This window comes from Microbacterium sp. AG790, from assembly GCF_003634765.1.
Classification (GTDB): Bacteria; Actinomycetota; Actinomycetes; order Actinomycetales; family Microbacteriaceae; genus Microbacterium.
In genome coordinates this window covers 480,446-500,752 of sequence record NZ_RBWZ01000007.1, presented here as the reverse complement: position 1 = coordinate 500,752, position 20,307 = coordinate 480,446, and the positions used below count along the sequence as shown (strand labels likewise).

19 protein-coding genes are annotated in these 20,307 nt (G+C 70.4%); 8 read left to right on the top strand and 11 right to left on the bottom strand.

Translation table 11 applies throughout. The features are described from left to right. Positions 1 to 11: 11 nt before the first annotated feature. The 3 genes from DEU37_RS07810 to DEU37_RS07800 all read right to left on the bottom strand — a co-directional run bounded on the left by DEU37_RS07810 (position 12) and on the right by DEU37_RS07800 (position 3,768). On the bottom strand, positions 12 to 1,103 hold the full coding sequence (locus tag DEU37_RS07810) for an ABC transporter permease (protein ID WP_121189998.1): 1,092 nt from the start codon (positions 1,101 to 1,103) through the stop codon (positions 12 to 14). A gap of 164 nt (positions 1,104 to 1,267) precedes the next feature. Then, the gene (locus DEU37_RS07805) at positions 1,268 to 2,914 is read right to left on the bottom strand and encodes an ABC transporter substrate-binding protein (protein ID WP_005054624.1); all 1,647 of its coding nucleotides are present in this window, start codon (positions 2,912 to 2,914) and stop codon (positions 1,268 to 1,270) included. A 176-nt stretch (positions 2,915 to 3,090) separates the two neighbouring features. After that, positions 3,091 to 3,768, bottom strand: coding sequence for a response regulator transcription factor (locus DEU37_RS07800; RefSeq protein ID WP_121189997.1), 678 nt, complete (start codon positions 3,766 to 3,768; stop codon positions 3,091 to 3,093). A gap of 151 nt (positions 3,769 to 3,919) precedes the next feature. Between DEU37_RS07800 and DEU37_RS07795 the strand changes: the two genes are divergently transcribed. The 6 genes from DEU37_RS07795 to DEU37_RS14850 all read left to right on the top strand — a co-directional run bounded on the left by DEU37_RS07795 (position 3,920) and on the right by DEU37_RS14850 (position 8,571). After that, complete coding sequence (locus tag DEU37_RS07795; protein ID WP_121189996.1) at positions 3,920 to 4,825, top strand: ABC transporter ATP-binding protein; 906 nt, start codon at positions 3,920 to 3,922, stop codon at positions 4,823 to 4,825. Then, positions 4,822 to 5,655, top strand: a complete 834-nt coding sequence (locus tag DEU37_RS07790; protein ID WP_121189995.1) for an ABC transporter permease — start codon at positions 4,822 to 4,824, stop codon at positions 5,653 to 5,655. Before DEU37_RS07795 ends, DEU37_RS07790 begins: the two co-directional genes overlap by 4 nt. A 24-nt stretch (positions 5,656 to 5,679) precedes the next feature. Beyond that, positions 5,680 to 6,843: a sensor histidine kinase gene (locus tag DEU37_RS07785; protein WP_259457198.1), complete on the top strand. Its 1,164-nt coding sequence runs from the start codon at positions 5,680 to 5,682 to the stop codon at positions 6,841 to 6,843. Beyond that, positions 6,840 to 7,445 carry a response regulator gene (locus DEU37_RS07780; RefSeq protein WP_005054636.1) on the top strand — a complete coding sequence of 202 codons (606 nt, stop codon included), beginning with the start codon at positions 6,840 to 6,842 and terminating at the stop codon, positions 7,443 to 7,445. The genes DEU37_RS07785 and DEU37_RS07780 overlap by 4 nt, the downstream gene beginning before the upstream one ends. A gap of 134 nt (positions 7,446 to 7,579) precedes the next feature. Then, entirely contained in the window at positions 7,580 to 8,386 is an 807-nt protein-coding gene (locus DEU37_RS07775) for a GAF domain-containing protein (RefSeq protein ID WP_220699830.1), read from the top strand. Positions 8,387 to 8,415: 29 nt separating this feature from the next. Further along, positions 8,416 to 8,571: a hypothetical protein gene (locus DEU37_RS14850; RefSeq protein ID WP_183043624.1), complete on the top strand. Its 156-nt coding sequence runs from the start codon at positions 8,416 to 8,418 to the stop codon at positions 8,569 to 8,571. A 158-nt stretch (positions 8,572 to 8,729) separates the two neighbouring features. On the opposite strand, the gene DEU37_RS07765 is transcribed toward DEU37_RS14850, so the two are convergent. Beyond that, complete coding sequence (locus tag DEU37_RS07765; protein ID WP_121189992.1) at positions 8,730 to 9,206, bottom strand: MarR family winged helix-turn-helix transcriptional regulator; 477 nt, start codon at positions 9,204 to 9,206, stop codon at positions 8,730 to 8,732. A 58-nt stretch (positions 9,207 to 9,264) separates the two neighbouring features. Between DEU37_RS07765 and DEU37_RS07760 the strand changes: the two genes are divergently transcribed. Next, entirely contained in the window at positions 9,265 to 9,633 is a 369-nt protein-coding gene (locus tag DEU37_RS07760) for a VOC family protein (RefSeq protein ID WP_121189991.1), read from the top strand. Between the two features lie 26 nt (positions 9,634 to 9,659). Here DEU37_RS07760 and DEU37_RS07755 read toward each other — a convergent pair whose 3' ends face one another. The 3 genes from DEU37_RS07755 to DEU37_RS07745 form a co-directional block, all read right to left on the bottom strand. Then, positions 9,660 to 10,043, bottom strand: a complete 384-nt coding sequence (locus tag DEU37_RS07755; RefSeq protein ID WP_121190057.1) for a DUF779 domain-containing protein — start codon at positions 10,041 to 10,043, stop codon at positions 9,660 to 9,662. A gap of 92 nt (positions 10,044 to 10,135) precedes the next feature. After that, positions 10,136 to 11,683 (bottom strand): aldehyde dehydrogenase family protein, encoded by a 1,548-nt coding sequence (locus DEU37_RS07750; protein WP_121189990.1) that lies wholly within the window; start codon positions 11,681 to 11,683, stop codon positions 10,136 to 10,138. 232 nt (positions 11,684 to 11,915) lie between these two features. Further along, on the bottom strand, positions 11,916 to 12,407 hold the full coding sequence (locus DEU37_RS07745; protein ID WP_121189989.1) for a MarR family winged helix-turn-helix transcriptional regulator: 492 nt from the start codon (positions 12,405 to 12,407) through the stop codon (positions 11,916 to 11,918). 40 nt (positions 12,408 to 12,447) lie between these two features. On the opposite strand from DEU37_RS07745, the gene DEU37_RS07740 reads away from it, so the two are divergent. Then, on the top strand, positions 12,448 to 13,359 hold the full coding sequence (locus DEU37_RS07740) for a DMT family transporter (protein WP_259457197.1): 912 nt from the start codon (positions 12,448 to 12,450) through the stop codon (positions 13,357 to 13,359). On the opposite strand, the gene malQ is transcribed toward DEU37_RS07740, so the two are convergent. The 4 genes from malQ to DEU37_RS07720 form a co-directional block, all read right to left on the bottom strand. Then, positions 13,331 to 15,466: a 4-alpha-glucanotransferase gene (malQ, locus tag DEU37_RS07735; protein WP_121189987.1), complete on the bottom strand. Its 2,136-nt coding sequence runs from the start codon at positions 15,464 to 15,466 to the stop codon at positions 13,331 to 13,333. The two genes, DEU37_RS07740 and malQ, sit on opposite strands and share 29 nt — an antisense overlap. A 206-nt stretch (positions 15,467 to 15,672) precedes the next feature. Beyond that, the gene (locus tag DEU37_RS07730; protein WP_121189986.1) at positions 15,673 to 17,001 is read right to left on the bottom strand and encodes a GAF domain-containing protein; all 1,329 of its coding nucleotides are present in this window, start codon (positions 16,999 to 17,001) and stop codon (positions 15,673 to 15,675) included. 138 nt (positions 17,002 to 17,139) lie between these two features. Next, positions 17,140 to 18,579 carry a CCA tRNA nucleotidyltransferase gene (locus DEU37_RS07725; protein WP_121189985.1) on the bottom strand — a complete coding sequence of 480 codons (1,440 nt, stop codon included), beginning with the start codon at positions 18,577 to 18,579 and terminating at the stop codon, positions 17,140 to 17,142. Between the two features lie 39 nt (positions 18,580 to 18,618). Then, a complete protein-coding gene (locus DEU37_RS07720; protein WP_121189984.1) occupies positions 18,619 to 20,196 on the bottom strand; it encodes a methyltransferase in 1,578 nt (525 codons plus the stop codon). Between the last annotated feature and the right edge of the window lie 111 nt (positions 20,197 to 20,307).

Sequence of the window (20,307 nt, the reverse complement as noted above, 5' to 3'; positions counted from 1 at the left end):
CGCATCCCTCCTCAGTACCGGACCCGCGGGTCGATGAACGCGGCGATGATGTCCACGGCGAAGTTGGTGACCGCGACGATGATGGCGATCATCGCGACGATCCCCTGCACGGCGACGAAGTCGCGCGAGCCGAGGTAGGCGGCCAGCTGGAAGCCGAGCCCCTTCCACTCGAAGGTCGTCTCGGTGAGCACGGCACCGCCGAGCATGAGCGCGATCTGCAGGCCGATGACCGTGATGATCGGGATGAGCGCAGGCTTGTACGCGTGCGTGCGCACCAGGCGTCCCTCTCGCACACCGCGCGAGCGGGCCGCGTCGATGTAGGGCATGTTGAAGGTGCCGATGACGTTCGTGCGCACCAGTCGCAGGAAGATGCCGGCGGTGAGCAGACCCAGCGTGAGGGCGGGGAGCACCGCGTGCAGCAGCACGTCCTGCACGTAGGCGGGGTTGCCGGAGGCGATCGCGTCGATGAGATAGATGCCGGTGCCGCCGTTGCGGCCGATGGCGAGCTCGGTGCGTACGCTCGCGCGTCCGGAGATGGGCAGCCAGCCGAGCCACACGCCGAAGACGAGCTTGGCGACCAGGCCCGCGAAGAAGACGGGCGTCGCGTAGAAGAGGATGGCACTCACGCGCAGCAGCGCGTCGGGCCAGCGGTCGCGCAGCGCCGCCGCGACCATGCCCAGCGGGATGCCGACGATGAACGCGATCACGAGCGAATAGAGCACGAGCTCGAGGGTCGCGGTGCCGTAGGTCGCGATGACCTGCACGACGGGCTGGTTGTCGGTGATGGTCGTGCCGAAGTCGAAGGTGAAGATGCGGCCGAGGTACTCGACGTACTGCACGAGGATCGGTCGGTCATAGCCGGCCTCGTGGATGCGCTCGGCCAGCTGATCGGCCGGCAGGCGTCCGCCGAGGGCGGCCGTGATCGGGTCGCCGGTGAGGCGGATGAGGAAGAAGACCAGCGTCACGAGGATCAGCACGGTCGGGAAGATCAACAGGAACCGGATGAGGATGTACCGGCCCAGGGCTGAGCCGGATCCGGTCTTGCGGACCTCCAGCGCGGGAGGCGGCTCGGCGACGGAGGATGCCGCGGCGGTGCTGGTCATAGATGCCTACTCTACGGATGACGGGCGTTTCGACTCGCTGCGCTCGCTCAACGACCGGGGGGACGTCGGCGTTTCGACTCGCTGCGCTCGCTCAACGACCGGGGGTGTGATCCCCCGGTCGTTGAGTGAGGAGCGCAGCGACGAGTCGAAACGCCCGGAACGCGTTACTTCGTGATCGGTGCGAAACGGAGCTTGAACGACGCGTCGAGCGTGACGCCCTTCACGTCGGCACCGGTCACCGCGACCTGAGCGCCCTGCAGCAGCGGGACGGTCGAGAGGTCCTTGGCCACGAGGTCCTGGATCTTCTCGATGTCGGACGTGCGCGTGGCGGCATCCGTTTCGACGGCCTGCTTGAGGATCAGGTCGTTGACCTCCTGGTTGACGTAGTGGTTGCCCAGGAAGTTCTTCTCCAGGAAGAACGGCGTCAGGTAGTTGTCGGCGTCGGAGTAGTCCGGGAACCAGCCGAGCTGGTAGGCCGGGTAGACGTCGGCGGTGCGGTCCTTGGAGTACTGCACCCACTCGGTCGACTGCAGGTCGACCTTGAAGAGGCCGTCCTTCTCGAGCTGCTGCTTGACCAGCGCGTACTCGTCACCCGACGACGGACCATAGTGGTCGGGGCTGTACTGCAGGTTCAGCGTGACGGGCGTCGTGACACCGGCCGCGGCCAGGGTCGCCTTCGCCTTGTCGGCGCTGGGGCCGCCGTTTCCGTCGCCGTACAGGCCCTTCAGGGCGTCGGTCGCACCGGCGAACCCGGCCGGAACGTAGGAGTACAGCGGGGTGTAGGTGCCCTTGTAGACCTGGTCGGAGATCGTCTTGCGGTCGATCAGGTCGGCCACCGCCTGACGGACGGCGAGCGCCTTGGCCGGGTCGGCCTCCGTGGTCGTCGCACCGTACGGCTGGGTGTTGAAGTTGAAGACGATGTAGCGGATCTCGCCACCGGGACCCTCGACGACCTTGACCTTGTCGTTGCCCGACAGGTCGGCCACGTCGGTGGAGGAGAGGCTGCGGTACGCCACGTCGACGTCGCCCTGCTGGACGGCGAGCTTCAGGTTCGACGACTCGGCGAAGTAGCTGAGCACGGCGCCCGAGTTGCTGGGCGCCGCGAGCAGACCCTTGTAGTTCTTGTTGGGCGTGAACTCGACCGTCTTGTTGAAGTCCCACTTCGTGATCGAGTAGGGGCCGCCGAAGGCGTCGGCCTTCACGATGTCCTGGTCGGGCGTGACGGCATCGGCCGAGAACACCTCTTCGTCGACGATCGCGCCGGGGAAGGACGTGAGGATGAAGGGGAAGACCTGGTCGTTGTCGGTCTTGAGCTTGAAGACGACGGTCGTGGCATCCGGCGTGGAGACGCTGTCAAGGTTGTAGAGCAGGCTCGACGCGCCGTTGGGGTCGGCGATCTTCAGGTTGCGGTCGAACGAGAACTTCACGTCCGACGAGGTCAGGTCGTGGCCGTTGGCCCACTTCAGACCCGCGGGCAGCTTCACCGTGTACTCGTTGGGCGAGGTGAACTCGGCCGACTCGGCGAGGTCGGGAACGACCTTGTTGGAGTTGTAGTCGGTGTTCACCAGGTAGGGGAAGACCTGGGTCTGAACGGCGAGCGAGCCGTTGTCGTACGAGCCGGCCGGGTCGAGCGTGGTGACCTTGTCGGTCGTGCCGATGATGATGGGCCCGGATGCCGCGCCATCGGTCGACCCGCCCGTGGACCCTCCGCCGGCGCAGCCGGCCAGGAGCAGCGCGGAGACGGCGAGCGCGCCCGCTGCCAGAGCGGTGCGGGCGCGGGCGGAGCCCGGCGAACTGAAGTGCAGTGCCATATGTGAGTACCTCTGCTGTATGTCGGTCGGCCCCGCCGGACAGGCGAAGCTCAGGTCGCTATCCTGTCGTGCACATCGCCGGCCTGCCTCGTGATCGCGCTTTTTGTAACAGGAATGAAACCCGGGACCACCCCGCGTGACGCGGGGTTTCGCTGATCGGAACCGATCTCGACGTGTCAGTGATCGTGCGCGGCCGACGCGCCGGGCGGGAGCAGACCGTCCTCGCGCGCGGCCTGAGCCAGCTCGGCTTTGGTGTGCACGGGACGGCCGACGGCGGCGTACTTGGCCTTCACCCGGTTGAGGTACTTGCGGGCGGTGTCGCCCCGCACACCGAGGCGATCGGCGACCTCGCTGATCGTGTACCCGGCGGCGTAGAGGGCCACCAGACGCGTCTCCTGCGCGCTCAGAGCGGGGCGCACGGCGAGCGCGTCGAGCTTCGCGCGTGTGTGGGGCGACCAGGCGCGCGCACCCCGGCGGACCGCATCGACGACCGCCAGCACGACACCCTCCGACTCCCGCGACGACACGATGCCCTCGACCCCGGCATCCATCAGCGCGCGAACGACGTGATCGGAGGCGCCGGCGGTGAGAGCGACCACACGCATCCCGACGCATCGGTAGGCGGCGAGCGCCGACAGCTCGGGCTCGACACCGTCGGTCACGACCAGGAAGAGCAGCTGCGACGCGCTCACCCCCGCCGCCGGCCGCACCACGATCTCGCCGAGCGTGGCGGCTTCGGCGACCACGCGCATGCCCAGCCGGCCCGCCAGCAGCTCGCGCGCGTGGGCCCTGCGGGCACGCGATGGGTCGACGATCGTCAGGCGCCGCAGTGCCGCGCCTCCCGAAGCAGTCATGTCTCCTCCTTGCGCTCCACCGGTAGAGAGTGCGAAACCGGCGATTCGTCACGCGAGTACGCCGACGATTTTTCGGCCGTGACGAATGTCATGCCGCAGCCGTGACGGCCGTGTGCGGCTCGCGACGCGTCACCGCGGCAGAGTCGGAGACATGGATGAGAACCAGGGACTGCTCGCGGTGGATGCCGCGGGCCTGCGCAAGAGCTTCGGCAGCGTTCGAGCGGTGGAGAGTGTCGATCTGCGGGTGCGCCCGGGGGAGATCGTCGCCTTCCTGGGCCCGAACGGCGCGGGCAAGACGACGACCATCGACATGCTGCTGGGGCTCTCCGACCCCGACGGGGGCGCGGTGCGCGTGTTCGGCGAGAGCCCGCGCGCGGCCATCTCGCACGGCCTCGTCTCGGCGGTGTTGCAGACCGGCGGCCTGCTCAAGGACATCACGGTGCGCGAGACGCTCGCCCTCACGGCGAGCCTGTTCGCCGACACGCGTCCGATCGAGGAGGTCATGCAGCGCGCGGGCATCAGTGAGCTGGGGAGCCGACGGGTCGGCCTGTGCTCGGGCGGCCAGCAGCAGCGCCTGCGGTTCGCGATGGCGCTGCTGAGCGACCCCGGACTGCTGATCCTCGACGAGCCCACGACCGGCATGGACGTCGAAGGCCGCCGCGCCTTCTGGAGCGCGATCCGCGCCGATGCCGCCCGCGGGCGCACGGTGCTGTTCGCGACGCACTACCTCGACGAGGCCGACGAGTACGCCGACCGCATCGTGCTGATGAGCCGCGGACGCATCGTCGCCGACGGCTCCACCGCCGAGATCAAGAACCTCGTCTCCGGTCGCATCGTCCGCGCCACCCTGCCCGGCGCCGATCCCGCGCGGCTCGCCGGCCTTCCCGGCGTCGACGACGTCGAGTTCGCCGGCGAGCGCATCAGCATCCACACGAAGGACTCGGATGCCGTCGCCCGCCACCTCCTCACCGAGACGGCGGCCCGCGACATCGAGATCACGTCCCAGAACCTCGAGAGCGTGTTCCTCGCCCTCACCTCCGAAGGAGCCTCCGCATGAGCACCGCACCCTCCGCCACGTCGACGCTGTCGGCCGATCGCGTCACCCTCGACCGGCGGGTGCCGCCGCTCGGCGGCTTCAACCTGACCTATCTGGGCATCGAGCTCAAGCGCCGCCTGCGCAACCGCCGGACGCTCTTCTTCACGATCGCGTTCCCCGTCGTGATGTACGTCATCATCGGCATGCGTCTGCGTGACGAACAGCTGACGGCGACGCCCGTCGCCGACGGCGGTGTCTCCGTCGCGGCCTACATCATGGTGTCGATGGCGATGTACGGCGCCATGATGTCGGCGACGCAGACCGGAGCGGCCGTCGCGCTCGAGCGCACGCAGGGGTGGAGCCGGCAGCTGCGACTGACGCCGCTGAACCCGCTCGTCAACATCATCATCAAGATGATCGCCGGCATGGTGCTGGGCCTTCTCGCCGTGGTCGCGACGTATGCGGCCGGCGCGATCAGCGGCATCCAGCTCAGCGCCGGGCAGTGGATCGGCACGGGCCTGGTGGGCTGGGTGCTCGCGAGCGCCGTGTTCACGACGCTCGGCCTCTTCGTCGGCTACCTCATGCCGAGCGAGAACGCCGCGCAGGTGACGAGCCTGATCGTCGTCTTCCTGTCGTTCCTCGGGGGCCTCTTCTACCCGCTGAGCAGCATGCCCGACTTCATGCAGACCATCGCGAAGTTCACGCCCGTCTACGGCATCGGAGAGCTCGCCCGCTCGCCCCTGACCGGGGAGAGCTTCGACGCGATGTGGCTGATCAACGCCTTGGTCTGGCTGGTCGTGTTCGTCGCGGGGACGACCTGGGCGTTCCGACGCGACACGAAGCGCGTGTGAGAGGCGCGCCCTACAGTGAAGTCCGTGAGCGCGACGCGAGACGACCTCGACGGGACCGGGTGGGACATTCCCTGCGTCCCCGCCTCGTCGGCGACACAGACGCCCCGTGAGATCCTGACCGCCCGCACCGCGCGCGGCTGGTACGTCGGGGCATTCATCTCGCTCATCTGGCTGTTGATCGTGGCCACCGAGGCCGTCGCCGCGGCGGACACCGCAGTCTCCAACGCCGTCGTGATCGCCCTGCTGGTGCTCTTCGCGGCATCCTTCCTCATCGCCGTCCCCGTCTCTCGCCTTCTGCCCCTGCGCCTGCGGCTGCTTCCGGCGGCCTGGCTGTTCGTGCTCTCGTTCAGCCTGTTCCCCTGGATCGGGTGGGATGTCCGCGGCGTCTGGAGCTACGTGGGCGTCGCGATCGGCATGGCCGTGGTCCGGCTGCGCACGACCTGGCTGCTGCTGATCGCCCTGGGAGCGGCCGCCCTCGTCGCGGGGGTGCTCTCGGACGGGTGGACCGAGAGCGTGCTGTTCCTTCCCGCGATCATCATCTCGATCTCCGCGATGATGGCGGCGTTCGGACGCAACATCGCGGCCATGAACGCCCTGCGCGCCACGCGGGATCAGATGGCGCAGATGGCCGTCGAACGCGAGCGCAGTCGGGTCGCCCGTGACCTGCACGACATCCTCGGCCATTCGCTGACGGTCATCACCGTGAAGTCGGAGCTGGCCGGACGGGTGATCGACGTCGATCCGGCGCGGGCACGGACAGAGATCGGCGAAGTGGAGGCCCTGGCGCGCGGTGCTCTCGCCGATGTGCGCACCACCGTCGCCGGCTATCGCGGCGTCACGGTCGCCGGCGAGCTCGCCGCGGCACGGGCGGCGCTGGATGCCGCGGGCATCGCGGCCGAGCTGCCCACCGCGACCGAGAACGTTCCCGCCGATCGCCGCGAACTGGCCGGCTGGATCGTGCGGGAGGGAGTCACCAACGTGATCCGCCACGCACAGGCGTCGCGGTGTCGCGTGCGCCTGGGTGCCCGCAGCGTCAGCGTCGAAGACGACGGGGTGGGCCCGGCATCCGGCGCGGGGACGGAGGGCAGCGGATTGATCGGGTTGCGCGAGCGGGTGGAGGCGGCCGGCGGGCGACTGACCCTCGGGCGGAGCGAGCTCGGCGGCTTCCTGTTGAAGGTCGCGTTGTGATCCGGCTGCTCATCGCCGACGACCAGGCGCTCGTGCGCGGCGCGCTCTCGGCGCTGCTCGGCCTCGAACCCGACATCGAGGTCGTCGCCGAGGTCGGTCGCGGCGACGAGGTGGTGGATGCCGCGGTTCGCGCCGCCGCCGACGTGGCGCTGCTCGACATCGAGATGCCGGGGATGGACGGGATCGCGGCGGCATCCGCGCTGCGCAGCGCCCTGCCGACCTGCCGTGTGCTCATCGTGACCACGTTCGGGCGACCCGGGTACCTCACCCGCGCGATGCGGGCGGGAGCGGCCGGCTTCGTCGTGAAGGACACGCCCGCCGCGCAACTCGCCGACGCCGTGCGCCGCGTGGCGCAGGGGCTGCGGGTGGTCGATCCGGCCCTCGCCGCAGACTCGCTCGCCCAGGGCGAGTCGCCGCTGACGGGCCGCGAGACCGACGTGCTCGCCGTCGCACGCACGGGCGGCTCGATCGCCGACATCGCGCAGATGCTGCACCTGAGCGAAGGCACGGTGCGCAACCACCTCTCCAGCGCGATCGGCAAGACCGGCGCCCGCAATCGCGCCGACGCCGTCCGCGTCGCCGACGAGAACGGCTGGCTCTAGCCGCGGCATGCGCGCGGCTAGGTTGCTTGATCTCCATTGCTGTCACTCAACAGCTCGGCAAATCTCGTGACAACGCAGCGATTCCGACGTATCGAATGTGCGGACGCATGCCGCATCTGCAATACGCTCGGCGAGTGGCACGACGAGGCGCTGGATGGGTTTGGCCCACAATCAATGCTGCTTTGCCGATCCTCGGGAGTTTCGGCGCAGCCCAGCTGCTGTCATGGGGGCTTCGCGACACGACCGGCAACAGCGGATGGCTCTATACGGCCGCGGGCACCAGCCTGGCAATGGCAGTGAGCATCACTATCGCCGGCAAAATTGTCGAGCATCGCCGAGGTGTCACCGCAGATGGGGCGAAGCGGGGACTCCTGCTGAAGCTCCGAGATGAGTACATGAAGTGGGCCTCGACAACGGCGGACATGGCACGTCAGCCCCACGAACAACGTCACGCATATCTGTCACAAGTCGCCGATAGCGCCGCCACTGCTCTGCGATCGGTTGTTTCTGATCACGTGAACCGACCGAGAGCCGTCGTCTATATGTTGAACACCGACGAGGATCCATTCCGGATGCAACCCGTGGGGAGAAGTGGCAGAGGGGAGAAGCCCAATCCGTTCGTCGCGGGCACTCCGCGCGGCGACGCGGCACTCGCTTTCATTGAGAAGCGCGCCACCTCGCACTACCCCGACCTTGAGAACCCTAAGAAGCCGAAGCCAGACGGGTATGTCGGCACCATGTCGGGGTACAAGACGTTCATCGCCGCTCCGATTTGGACGGATACTGGCGTCTACGGCATGGTGACGCTGGATGCCCCGCGCGCTAACTCCTTCGACGACGGTGACGTAGCGCTCGTTGAACTGACCGCAGAAATGATGGCTATCGCGTTCGAGATCGGTCAAGACGACAACGCCCCGGATCCAAGACAAATAGGCGGGTGAATGTCCCACGGAAGATCTACACTGAGCCCATGGCGAAGAACAAGTGGAACATCGTCAAGACATCAGGCGGCTACGGAGTGCTGAAAAGTGGCGCCGGAGCCAAGACCACGAAGTCGACCGTTGTACGACCGAGCGTGGCGGAGGGCCAACGTTCAGGTACCTACAGCGCAAAGAAAGCTCACTAAGACCCGTCACGCGCGTCACCTCGACTAGGGAACCGTCCGTACCCACCTCTTCGGCGCGCCCGGCAAGACCGGCGCGCGCAACCGCGCGGACGCCGTGCGCGTGGCCTACGAGAACGGGTGGCTGTAGCCCCCGGGCTGGAGCGGGTTAAGCGCGCGCGTCAGTTGCGTGTCCCGGGCGAAGCCGGCGTTGCGGTCGGGCGCAGCGACGCGATCATCGCGCCGAGCAGCCGTAGCGCTTCGGCGCGATCGGCATCATCGAGACCGGAGAGCATGCGCTCCTCGACCGCGCGCACCGCAGCACTGGCCTCGGCGAGCGCGGCCCGGCCGCGGTCGGTGATCGTCGCGGGAAGGACCTTGCCTGCAGGAGGCCGGCCCGGACGCTCCACGGCTCCGTCGCGTTCGAGCGCCTGCAGGAGCACGTTCATCGTCTGGCGGGTGACGAAGGTGCCGCGGGCCAGATCAGAGTTCGACAGGCCGGGACGCTGGGCGAGCAACTCGAGACACGCGTAGTGCGTGACGTTCATGCCGAGCGGCCGCAGCACCTCCTCCATCGCGGCGCGCAGTGCGCTGGAGGCTTCCTTCAGCCGATACCCGACCGAGACCGGCAGATCCACACCCTCGCCCGGTTGACTCATGTCAGTATTCTGACATACAGTTGCATGTCAGATAACTGACACACGAGAGGACGATCCCATGCCCGTCACCGGCCCCGACTTCATTTCCCTGCAGGTTCGCGACCTCGCCGCATCCCAGGCGTTCTACGAGAGCTTCCTCGGCCTCGTGCGGTCACCGGCAGGACCGCCCCACGCCGTCGTGTTCACGACGACGCCGATCGCGTTCGCCGTGCGGGACATCGTCGATGACGCCGTCCGGGATGCCGCCACCCCGCCGGGGGCGGGCATCGCCCTCTGGCTGCACGCGACCGACGTGCAGCAGATCCACGACGCCCTGGTCGCCGCCGGCCACGAGATCGTCGCGGCGCCGATCGACGGCCCGTTCGGCCGCACCTTCACGTTCGTCGACCCGGACGGTTACCGCATCACGCTGCACGACCGCGCCTGACCGGCGAGGCCGCGGGGATGCCGCCGTCAGCGCAGGCCGAAGTGGTCGAGCTCGGCGTCGTCCAGCATCCGCGAGCGGATGAGGAAGCGCATGCCGGTCGGACCCTCGACGCTGAAGCCGGCCCCGCGGCCCGGGACGACGTCGATCGTGAGGTGCGTGTACTTCCAGTACGCGAACTGCGCCTCGGAGATGAACACCTCGATCGGATCGTCCAGGCCCACGTCGAGGTCGCCGAGTTTCACATCCGACGGCCCCGTCAGGAACATGCCGACGGGGTAGCACATCGGTGCGCTGCCGTCGCAGCATCCGCCGGACTGGTGGAACATGAGCTTCCCGTGCTGCGCCGTGAGTTGGCGCAGCAGGGATGCCGCGGCATCCGTGACCGCGACCCTGCTGAGTGTGGCCGTCATGACCGACCCCTTTCTCTGCCGAGACACGACCTGCCGTCCGAAACGCACGGGCGTCCGGGGCGGCAGGTCGTGTCTCGCCGTAGCGTGTCGGCTCAGAAGAAGCCCATCGCGCCTTCGGCGTAGGACACCAGCAGGTTCTTCGTCTGCTGGTAGTGATCGAGCATCTTGAGGTGGTTCTCGCGGCCGATGCCCGACTGCTTGTATCCGCCGAACGCGGCGTGCGCCGGGTACTGGTGGTAGGTGTTCGTCCACACGCGACCGGCCTCGATGCTGCGCCCGGCGCGGTACATCGTGTCGGCCGAGCGGCTCCACACGCCCGCGCCCAGACCGTAGAGCGTGTCGTTCGCGGTGTGGATCGCGTCGTCGAACCCGTCGAAGCTCGTCACCGAGACGACGGGGCCGAAGATCTCCTCCTGGAAGATGCGCATCGAGTTCTGGCCCTCGAACACCGTCGGTGCCACGTAGTAGCCCCCGCTGAGCTCGCCGCCGAGGTCGACCCGCTCGCCGCCGGCGAGCAGCTTCGCACCCTCCGCCTTGCCGATCTCGATGTAGCTGAGGATCTTCTCGAGCTGGTCGTTGGAGGCCTGCGCGCCGATCATGGTGGCGGGGTCCAGCGGGTTTCCCTGGATGATCTTGCCGACCCGCTCGAGGCCGTCGCCGAGGAACTGGTCGTAGATCGAGCGCTGGATCAGTGCCCGCGACGGGCAGGTGCAGACCTCGCCCTGGTTGAGCGCGAAGAACGTGAAGCCCTCCAGCGCCTTGTCGTAGTAGGCATCCCGCTGCCGCGCGACGTCCTCGAAGAAGATGTTCGCGCTCTTGCCGCCGAGCTCCAGCGTGACCGGGATGAGGTTCTGCGACGCGTACTGCATGATCAGCCGGCCCGTCGTGGTCTCTCCCGTGAAGGCGACCTTGCGGATGCGCTTGTGCTGCGCGAGCGGTGCGCCCGCCTCGATACCGAACCCGTTGACGATGTTCACGACGCCCGCCGGCAGCAGGTCGCCGATGATGTCGAAGAGGAACAGGATGGATGCCGGGGTCTGCTCGGCCGGCTTCAGCACGACGCAGTTGCCGGCGGCGAGCGCCGGGGCGAGCTTCCACGTGGCCATGAGGATCGGGAAGTTCCACGGGATGATCTGGCCCACCACACCCAGCGGCTCGTGGAAGTGATACGCGACGGTGTCTTCGTCGATCTGGCTGAGCGTGCCCTCCTGAGCGCGCAGCACGCCGGCGAAGTAGCGGAAGTGGTCGACCGCGAGCGGGATGTCGGCGGCCAGCGTCTCGCGGACGGGCTTGCCGTTCTCCCACGTCTCGGCGACGGCGATCTTCTCGAGGTTCGCCTCCATGCGGTCGGCGATCTTGTTGAGGATGTTGGCGCGGTCGGCCGGCGTCGTCCGCTTCCACGATTCGAACGCCTTCCAGGCGACGTCGACGGCGCGGTCGATGTCCTCCGCGGTGCCGCGGCCCACCTCGGTGAACGGCTTGCCGGTGACGGGCGTGATGTTCTCGAAGTACTGGCCCTTGATCGGCTCGACGAACTCGCCGCCGATGTAGTGCCCGTACCGCGGACGGTATTCGGCGACGGCGCCGCGCTGGCCCGGGGCGGCGTAGACGCTCGAGACGCCCTCTTCGACGATGGTCATGATGTCTCCTTCGACAGTGCATGGTCCGCGGCATCCCTCGCCGCGTTCGGATGCGCTGACGCTACGCACCGCAACGTTGCATCGCGTTGCGTGGGCGGCGGGCGCCCCGGCATCCGCCGCGAGAAACACGTTGCGTGCCGAGAAACCCCTGCGTGGGGTGTTTCTCGGCGCGCGAGTGGTTTCTCGCGGCGGGGGTGGCGGCGAGGGCGGGGGCGGGGCGGGATGCCGGGGGTCAGTCGTGGCCGAGGGCGGTGAGCCAGCGGCGCGAGGCGTCGCGCAGGGCGGCGGCGTCTCCCGCGGGCAGGAGCGCGAGAAGGCGGTGCTCGTTGGCGAGGTGCGCCGTGAACGCACGGTCGATGAGATCGACGCCCTCGGGGGTGAGGCGCACGAGGCGCCGGCGGCGATCGTCGTCGGCATCCGTGCGGACGACGAGGCCGCGGTCGATCAGGCGGTCGACGCGCTTGGTGAGCCCGCCGGTGGTGACCATCGTGTGGTCGGCCAGTTCGCCCGCCGGCAGCTCGTACGGCGTACCGGCGCGGCGAAGGGATGCCAGGAGGTCGAACTCCGCCTCGCTGAGCCCGAACTGTGCGTAGACGGCGGTCAGCTCCGCCGTCAGCGCCGCGGCCAGACGATGGAGGCGGCCGATGACGCCCTGCGGCGACGGATCGAGATCGGGGCGCTCGCGGCGCCACTGCTCCTGGACGAGGTCGACATGATCCTGCACGCCGTCGACTTTACCTTCCGCGGAAGCTATATTCTCTTCCGTGGAAGATAAAAGGCTGCGATGGGTTCTCGTGACGGCGATCGCCCCCATCGCCTGGGGGAGCACCTACTTCGTGACGCGTCATGTGCTGCCGCCCGACGCGGCGCTGTGGGGCGCGGTCATCCGGTGCCTGCCGGCGGGACTTCTCGTGCTGCTCGTCACCCGGCGACTGCCGCGCGGCGCGTGGTGGTGGCGCTCGGTCGTGCTCGGCGGTCTCACCGTCGGGGGCCTCAACGTGCTCGTCTACGTCGCCGCACAGCGCCTCGCGACGAGTCTGGCCGCGACGATCATGTCCACCTCGGCGGCGGCGCTGCTGCTGCTCAGCTGGATGTTGCTGCGGCAGCGGCCGGCGCTCCGGGCGGCGCTCGGCGCGGCGCTCGGCATCGTCGGCGTGATCATCATGCTGCAGCCCGGCGGAGGGGATGCCGACGGGTGGGGCATCGCGGCATCCGTCGTGGCGATGCTGTCGTCATCGCTCGGCTTCGTGCTGACGAAGCGGTGGGGAGCGGACATCCCGCCGCTGACGATGACGGCGTGGCAGCTCATCGCCGGCTCCCTCGTCGTGGCGCCGGTCGCGATCATCGTGGAGGGTGCGCCGCCGGCCCTCGATGGACCGGCGCTGCTCGGGTTCGCGTACATCATCCTCGTGGCGACGGCGGTCGCGTACGCGGCGTGGTTCACCGGGCTGTCGCGACTGCCCGGCGCGGTCGTCGGCGTGATCGGCCTGCTCAACCCCGTGACCGGCGTGCTCCTGGGCGTCGTCGTCGCGCACGAGCCGTTCGGGCCGGCACAGATCGTCGGCCTCGCACTCGTCGTGGTCGGCGTGCTCATCGGAACCCTCGCGCCCACCGCTCCGGGGCCTCGGCCGGCGCCCCAGCCGCTCGTCAGAGGTGGGCGTCGACGGCGCGCGTGAGCGCGTCGAACCGGGGGTTGTCCGCGAGTTCGTCCAGCAGCACCGCACGACCGTCCGGTCCCGCGAGCGGGATCTGCCAGTTGGGGTACTCGCGGTCTGTTCCGGGCTGATTCTGCGCCCGGCGCTCCCCGACGGCATCCACGAGCGCCACCCCGAGCAGCTGCGAGGGGGATGCCGTGATCAGCACGTTCAGCGCCTCGATCACCTCCGCCTCGCCGGGCTCGTCGCCGATCAGTCCGCGTTCGCGCAACAGTGCCAGCATGCTCGCGCGCTCGGCATCCGCGTCGGCCAGCTCCTCCTCGACCGGACGCGTCAGCAGACCGAGCCGTGCGCGGAGGGCGACGTGCTCGTCGGCCAGGTACCCCGCGGTCGGCGGCAAGTCGTGCGTGTTGACGGTGGCCAGCAGCGATCGGCGGTACTGCTCCGGCGGACGGAAGCCGTCGCCCTCGCGCTCGAACCACAGCACCGAGGTGCCCAGCACGCCGCGCGCCGACAGGTACTCGCGCACCCACGGCTCGACGTTGCCGAGGTCCTCGCCGATGAGCACCGCTCCGGCGCGGTGGGCCTCGAGCAGCAGCACGCCGATCATCGCCTCGTGGTCGTAGCGGATGTACGTGCCCGCGGCGGGACTCAGCCCCTCGGGGATCCACCACAGGCGGAACAGCCCGATCACGTGGTCGATGCGCAGCGCGCCGGCGTGGCGCAGCAGCGTGCGGATCATGTCGCGCAGCGGGGCGTACCCGGCCACGGCGAGCGCGCGCGGCAGCCACGGCGGCTGATTCCAGGTCTGGCCCTGCTGGTTGTACATGTCGGGCGGCGCGCCGACCGCCATGCCGGTCGCGTACATCTCCCGCAGCGACCACGCGTCCGACCCCTGCGGGTGCACCCCGACGGCCAGGTCGTGCATGACACCGATCGCCATGCCCGCCGCCTTGGCTGCGGCCTGCGCGTCGGCGACCTGCTGGTCGGCGATCCACTGCAGCCACACGTGGAACGCGACGCGGTCGGCCAGACGCGTGCGCAGCTCGGCGACCAGCGGGGAGCGGATGTCGTCGACCTCGGCGGGCCTCTCGCGACCGAGGTAGTGCTCCTCGAGCGCGCACCACAGGGCGAAGTCCTGCAGCGGCTGCCCCTCGCGCGCGGCGAAGGCATCGAGCTCGGCGCGGCGCGACGGCGTCAGCGGCACCGCGAAGATCGCGTCGAGGCCGAGTCGTTTCGCGGCCCAGACCGCGTCGCGATCGATGCGGTCCGCGTCGTCGTCCATCGCCGCGACGGGTCCGCGGGCGGCCTCGACGACGGCGCGCTCGGTGGGCGTCAGGTAGGCGACCTCGCGGATGTCTTCGGGACGCACGTACAGCGGGGCCACGAAGCGGCGGGTCGCGGGGCGGTACGGCGACGGCTCGATCGGACTGGTCACCTCGGCCGCGTGCACGGGGTTGATCAGCAGGAAGTCGGCGCCGCGCTCGCCCGCGATCGCCGCGAGATCGGCGAGATCGGCGAAGTCGCCGAGGCCCCATGAGGCCCGTGAGCGCACGGAGTACAGCTGCGCCATGAGGCCCCAGCCGCGCGTGCGCCCGCCACGGGCGGGCGGGTCGCCGAGGCGATCGGGCGTGATCACGAAGGGAGCGGATGCCGTGCGGTCGGCCTCGGCGCCGCCGAACGGGCGCTGCTCCGCGCGCACGGTGTGCCACCCCAGCGGCAGGTCGTCGGGCACCGGAATCTCGACCCGCCACCGCAGGATGCCGTCCACCAGCCGTGCGGCCGGGCGCTGCTCGGGGATCGTGAGCGCGCGCTCCGCGCCGTCCTCGAGAGCCACCGTCACGGTCACGTCGTGCCCGTCGAAGACGTGCACCCACAGCACGCCGACGCCGGCGCGCGTCACGAACGAGGCGGGGAGCAGTTCGCGCCACACCCGCTCCTCCTCGGCGATGAGGGATGCCGTGACCGCGGCATCCGACGAGGCGTCGACGCGCATGGCCGCGAGCACCGCGCGGAGGGTGGATGCCGGGACCTGCACCCGGTCGCCGAAGAACGACCAGTACTCCGTCGCGATGCCGTGCACGGCGGCGAGCCGCACGAGGTCGGGGGTGGGCGCGTCGTCGGTCATGTCGATCCTCCCTCGGCGCCGGTGACGGCGTCTGCGCCCATCCTGGCATTCTCGCCCGACCCTGTCGCGCCGGGGTCGGGTCGGACGCCGCCGCGCGCGCAACTCCGCCTCAACCAACCGCTCCGCGCCCCCAGCCCACCACCACTCGCGCTCAGGCGGAGTTACGAGCGCCGCCACCGAGCGCCGCCACCGAGCGCCGGCGGCGCTCAGGCCTCGAGCTTCTCGATCCGCGCGACGAGACCGGCGCGGCGGGGAGAGCGGGCCGGCAGCATCTCGAGGGCCAGACGCAGGACCTCGGCGTCGTCGGCTCCGTCATCGGTGTCGGCGTAGGCGAGCAGCACGTCGACCGATGCCTCCGTGAGCAGTGCGTCGCGCAGGGCGAGCCGCACCGAGTCACGGAACTCCTCCACTCCCGGCGCGACCGAGTCGGGAAGCACCCGTCCGCGGTAGGCGGCGAGCGCCACCCGGTGGGCGCCGCGTCCGAGCAACGCGACCACCTGGTGGGCGTCGGTGTGCAGCTGTGCGGTGAGGCGGTAGGGCCGGGATGCCGGGACCAGCTGCGGCGCGACCCGCTCCAGCACTTTGCGGAGGCGGACGAGTTCCGGCCTCAGCGTTCCCTCCGCGTCATCCTCGCCGTAGACGAGCTGCCCGAGCCGCTCGGCCGACAGTCCCTCGCGATGCACGGCGAGCATGAGGAGGATCTCGGCGTGCCGGGCCGACAGTTCGGTCACCGTGGCACTGTCGGGTCCGGCGATGTCCAGGAGCGCGCGGTCGCGGCCGAGCACGCGCAGCATCGTCGTCGCGGTCGCCGCTGCCACCGCGGGCCGCCGCGTCCGCCGCGGCGCGGGAGGCTCGGCGCGGGCACGGAGCCTGCCGACGAGCAGCTCGGATTCGACGGCGCGCGCCGTCGCGTCGACGAGCAGCTGCGCCTGCGGGGTGGCGGCATCGCTGTCGCCCGTGACATCGATGACGCCGAGCACGCGGCGGGTCTCCGGGTCGTGGACCGGCGCCGCCGTGCACGACCAGGGCTGCACGAGCCGGTTGTAGTGCTCGGCCCCGTGGATCTGCACCGAGCGTCCGAGGGCCAGCGCGGTGCCGGGCGCCGAGGTGCCCACCGCCTCCTCCGACCAGTTCGCGCCCGCGACGAAGCCCATGTCTCCCGTGAGGCTGCGCACCCGGCGGTCGCCCTCCACCCACAACAGACGGCCGACGGCATCCCCCACGGCGACCACGACTCCCGAGTCGCTCTCCCCACCCGGCAGCAGCAGGGCGCGGATCATGTCCATCGCCGCCGAGAGAGGATGCGCCCGCCGATACGCCTCGAGTTCGTCGTCACCCAGGTCGAGCGGCGGCAGCCCCTCGGCGCCGACGAGGTGCGCGAGCGAGCGTCGCCAGGAGTCCTGCACGAGCGGGCGGATCTGACCGAGCCGCGGATCGCCGACGTTGCCCCCGACCAGCTCTTCGTGCGCGCGCTCGATCAGCAGACGCGACGTCTCTGGCGAGACCTCGCGGCGCGATGACCACGGCGAGGGCACGACGACTCCGTTCGACGGTGAGGAGGTGCCGTCAGTCTAGATCGCGAGCCGCCAAGATTGCCCCGAGCCGCCAAGATTCAACGCGCCGGAGCATGGCGGCTCGGCACGAACGTGGCGGCTCGCGGAGGGGAAGAGGGGTCAGCGGGCGTCCCACCAGGCGCGCAGGCGCTGCTCGGCGGCATCCGCGCCGATCGGGCCCTCGTCCAGGCGCACCTCCAGCAGGAAGCGGTAGGCCTCGCCGACCTCGCGGCCGGGCGGGATGCCGAGGATCTCCTGGATCCGGTTGCCGTCGAGCTCGGGGCGGATGGCGGCGAGCTCCTCCTGCGAGGCGAGCTCGTCGATGCGCCACTCGATGTCGTCGTACGCCCGTCGCAGCCGCGTGGCCTTCTTCGCGTTGCGGGTGGTCACGTCGGCGCGGGTGAGGATGTGGAGCCGCTCGAGCTGATCCCCGGCATCCCGCACGTAGCGCCGCACCGCCGAGTCGGTCCAGGCGCCCTCGGCGTACCCGAAGAAGCGCAGGTGCTGCTCGATGAGCTGCGTGACCGCGGCGATCGTGTCACCGTCGAAGCGCAGCGCCTGCAGGCGCTTGCGCGCCAGGCGCGCACCCTTGACGTCGTGGTGGTGGAAGCTCACGCCGCCGCCCGGTTCGAGCTTGCGCGTCGCGGGCTTGCCGATGTCGTGCAGCAGCGCGGCCAGGCGCAGCGTCGTATCGGGCGCCGCCCCCGGATGCCGGGCGTGCTCCAGCTCGATGGCCTGGCGCAGCACCGTGAGCGAGTGCTCGTAGACGTCCTTGTGGTGATGGTGCTCGTCGACTTCGAGGCGCAGCGCGGGCACCTCGGGGAGGATCTCGCCCATCAGCCCCGTCTCGACGAGGATGCGGATGCCGCGCACCGGATCGTCGGTGGCGAGGAGCTTCACGAGCTCTGCCTGCACACGCTCGGGGCTGACGATCGCGATCGTCGCGCGCAGGCGCTCCATGGCCTCGAGGGTCGCCGGCGCGACCTCGAACTCGAGCTGACTGGCGAACCGGGCGGCGCGCAGCATGCGGAGGGGATCGTCGCCGAAGCTGACGTCGGGGTCGCCCGGGGTGCGCAGGACGCCCGCGATGAGATCCTCGACGCCGCCGGTCGGGTCGACCAGGGCGGGCACGGGCAGACGCAGCGCCATGGCGCCGACGGTGAAGTCGCGACGGGCGAGGTCGTCGTCGAGGCTGTCACCGAACGCGACGGTGGGCTTGCGTGTGAGCCCGTCGTAGCTGTCGGCGCGGTAGGTGGTGATCTCGACCTGCTCGGAGGTGCCGGAGGGGCCCGGCATCTTCGCGCCGATCGTGCCGAACGCCCGACCGATGTCCCACGTCGCGGTCGCGAGGGGCTTGACGATCCGCAGGATGTCGTCGGGGCGGGCGTTGGTGGTGAGGTCGAGGTCGTGGGTCGGGCGGCCCAGCAGCGCGTCGCGCACCGGACCGCCGACGATCGCCAGTTCGAACCCGGCCCGGGCGAACGCGGCGCCGAGGGTCGCCATGATCGGCGAGGTCGCGAGCGACCCGAGCCGGTCGAGGCCTTCGGCCATGTTGAGCATGGTTTCCAGCCTACCGGCGCACCCTCGCCGCCCCCGGGGTCACGCCAGCCGCAGCATCCCGATGAAGACGAGCTCGCGCACCCGCGGCAGCAGATCGGCACGCAGGGCCGCGGCATCCACTTCGAGCAGCTCCGCGATCGCATCGGAGAGCTGGCCCACGGTGAGCTCACCGTCGGAGGCCCCGACGAGAGCGGCGAGGGCGGGGTCGACCTCGAGGGTGCGCCCGAGACCGCCGCCCTGGCGCAGTTCGATGACGCTCGGGGCTTCGGCGCCGGGCAGATGATGACGCGCCTCGGTGACGTCGTCGGCGACGATGGTGCGGGCGGCGGCGAGGGCCGCGTCGTCGAACTGCTCGAGGGCGTCGAAGGCGGCGAGCGCGGCGCCCAGGTGCGCACCGAGCGCGCCGCCCTCGGGCAACGGGTGCGTGATGCGCTCGTAGCGGGCCAGCGCGGGAATCGCGGATGCCGGGCGCCGCAGCAGCAGGTAGCCGAACCCGACCGCGTCGACCTCGCGGGCGGCGAAGTCGGCGAGCCACGCGTCGACGAGCGCGCCGTAGCCCGCCGTCCCCGGCGCGGTGCCGCCGTCGCGTACCCAGAGTTCGGCGTAGGCGAGGGGGTCGAGGCGCTCCCGCTCGATCACCCAGGCTTCCAGCGGCACCGGTGAGGCGGCGACCCACTCGCGCACGCGCTGCAGACCGTCCTGGCCCGCGCGGTACTCCCAGTTGCCCAGCAGCTGCGCGGTGCCGCCGGGTGCGAGCACCGCACCGACCCCCGACACGAACGCCGCGACGAGGTCGTCGCCTGCGTATCCGGCGTCGCGGTACTCGTATTCCGGCACGCCCGCGACGCGCGGCGTGATGACGAACGGCGGGTTCGACACGACACGGTCGAACTGCTCACCCGCGACGGGTTCGAAGAGACTGCCGAGGCGCGTCTCGATCCCCTCCGCGTCGTTGAGGAGCGCGTTGATGCGGGTGAACAGGAGCGCACGGCCGGAGACGTCCGTGGCAACGATCGGCGCCTCGGCATCCGTCGGGGCCCTTGTGTGCGGGGCGGACGGGTCCGACAGGGCGAGGTGGGCGCGCAGGGCCTGGATGCCGCAGCCCGTGCCGACGTCGAGCACCCGGCGGGCCGGCGTCGTCAGCTGCAGACCGGCAAGGGTGAGGGAGGCGCCCCCCACACCCAGGACGTGGCCCGTGGGCAGCGCTCCGCCCAGTGCGGCCTCGTCGAGGTCGCTCGCGATCCACCAGCGGACCGTGTCGTCAGACGCACCCGCCGCGTCCTGAGGACGCACGAGCACCGACGGCACGACGGCATCCCCGTCGATGCGCGCGAAGCCGAGGTCGACCAGCCCGTGCGCCCCGAGCGTCGGCAGCGCGCGTGCGACGGCGTCACGGTCGGTCCTCACCCCGAGGAACAGCAGGCGCGCGAGAGTGGCGAGCGCGTCGGTGCGCGGGGCCAGGGCCGCCAGGGCGGGTCCGTGCAGGCCGTGGCCGACGGCGGTGTCGGCGACCGGGCCCCAGACCGAGCGCACGGCGTCGGCGCGGTAGCCGGCAGCGCTCAGGTCGCTGCGCAGCGCGGCGATGAGGGCGGGGTCGGGGTTCAGGGTGGGCTCCACAGCAACCCATCCTCACGCACGCCGGCACGGTTCGCGGCAATCGGCGACGGGACGGATCGCGGCGATCGCGGCCGGTCACGGGATGCCCACAGCGCGGGGACCCTAGAATCA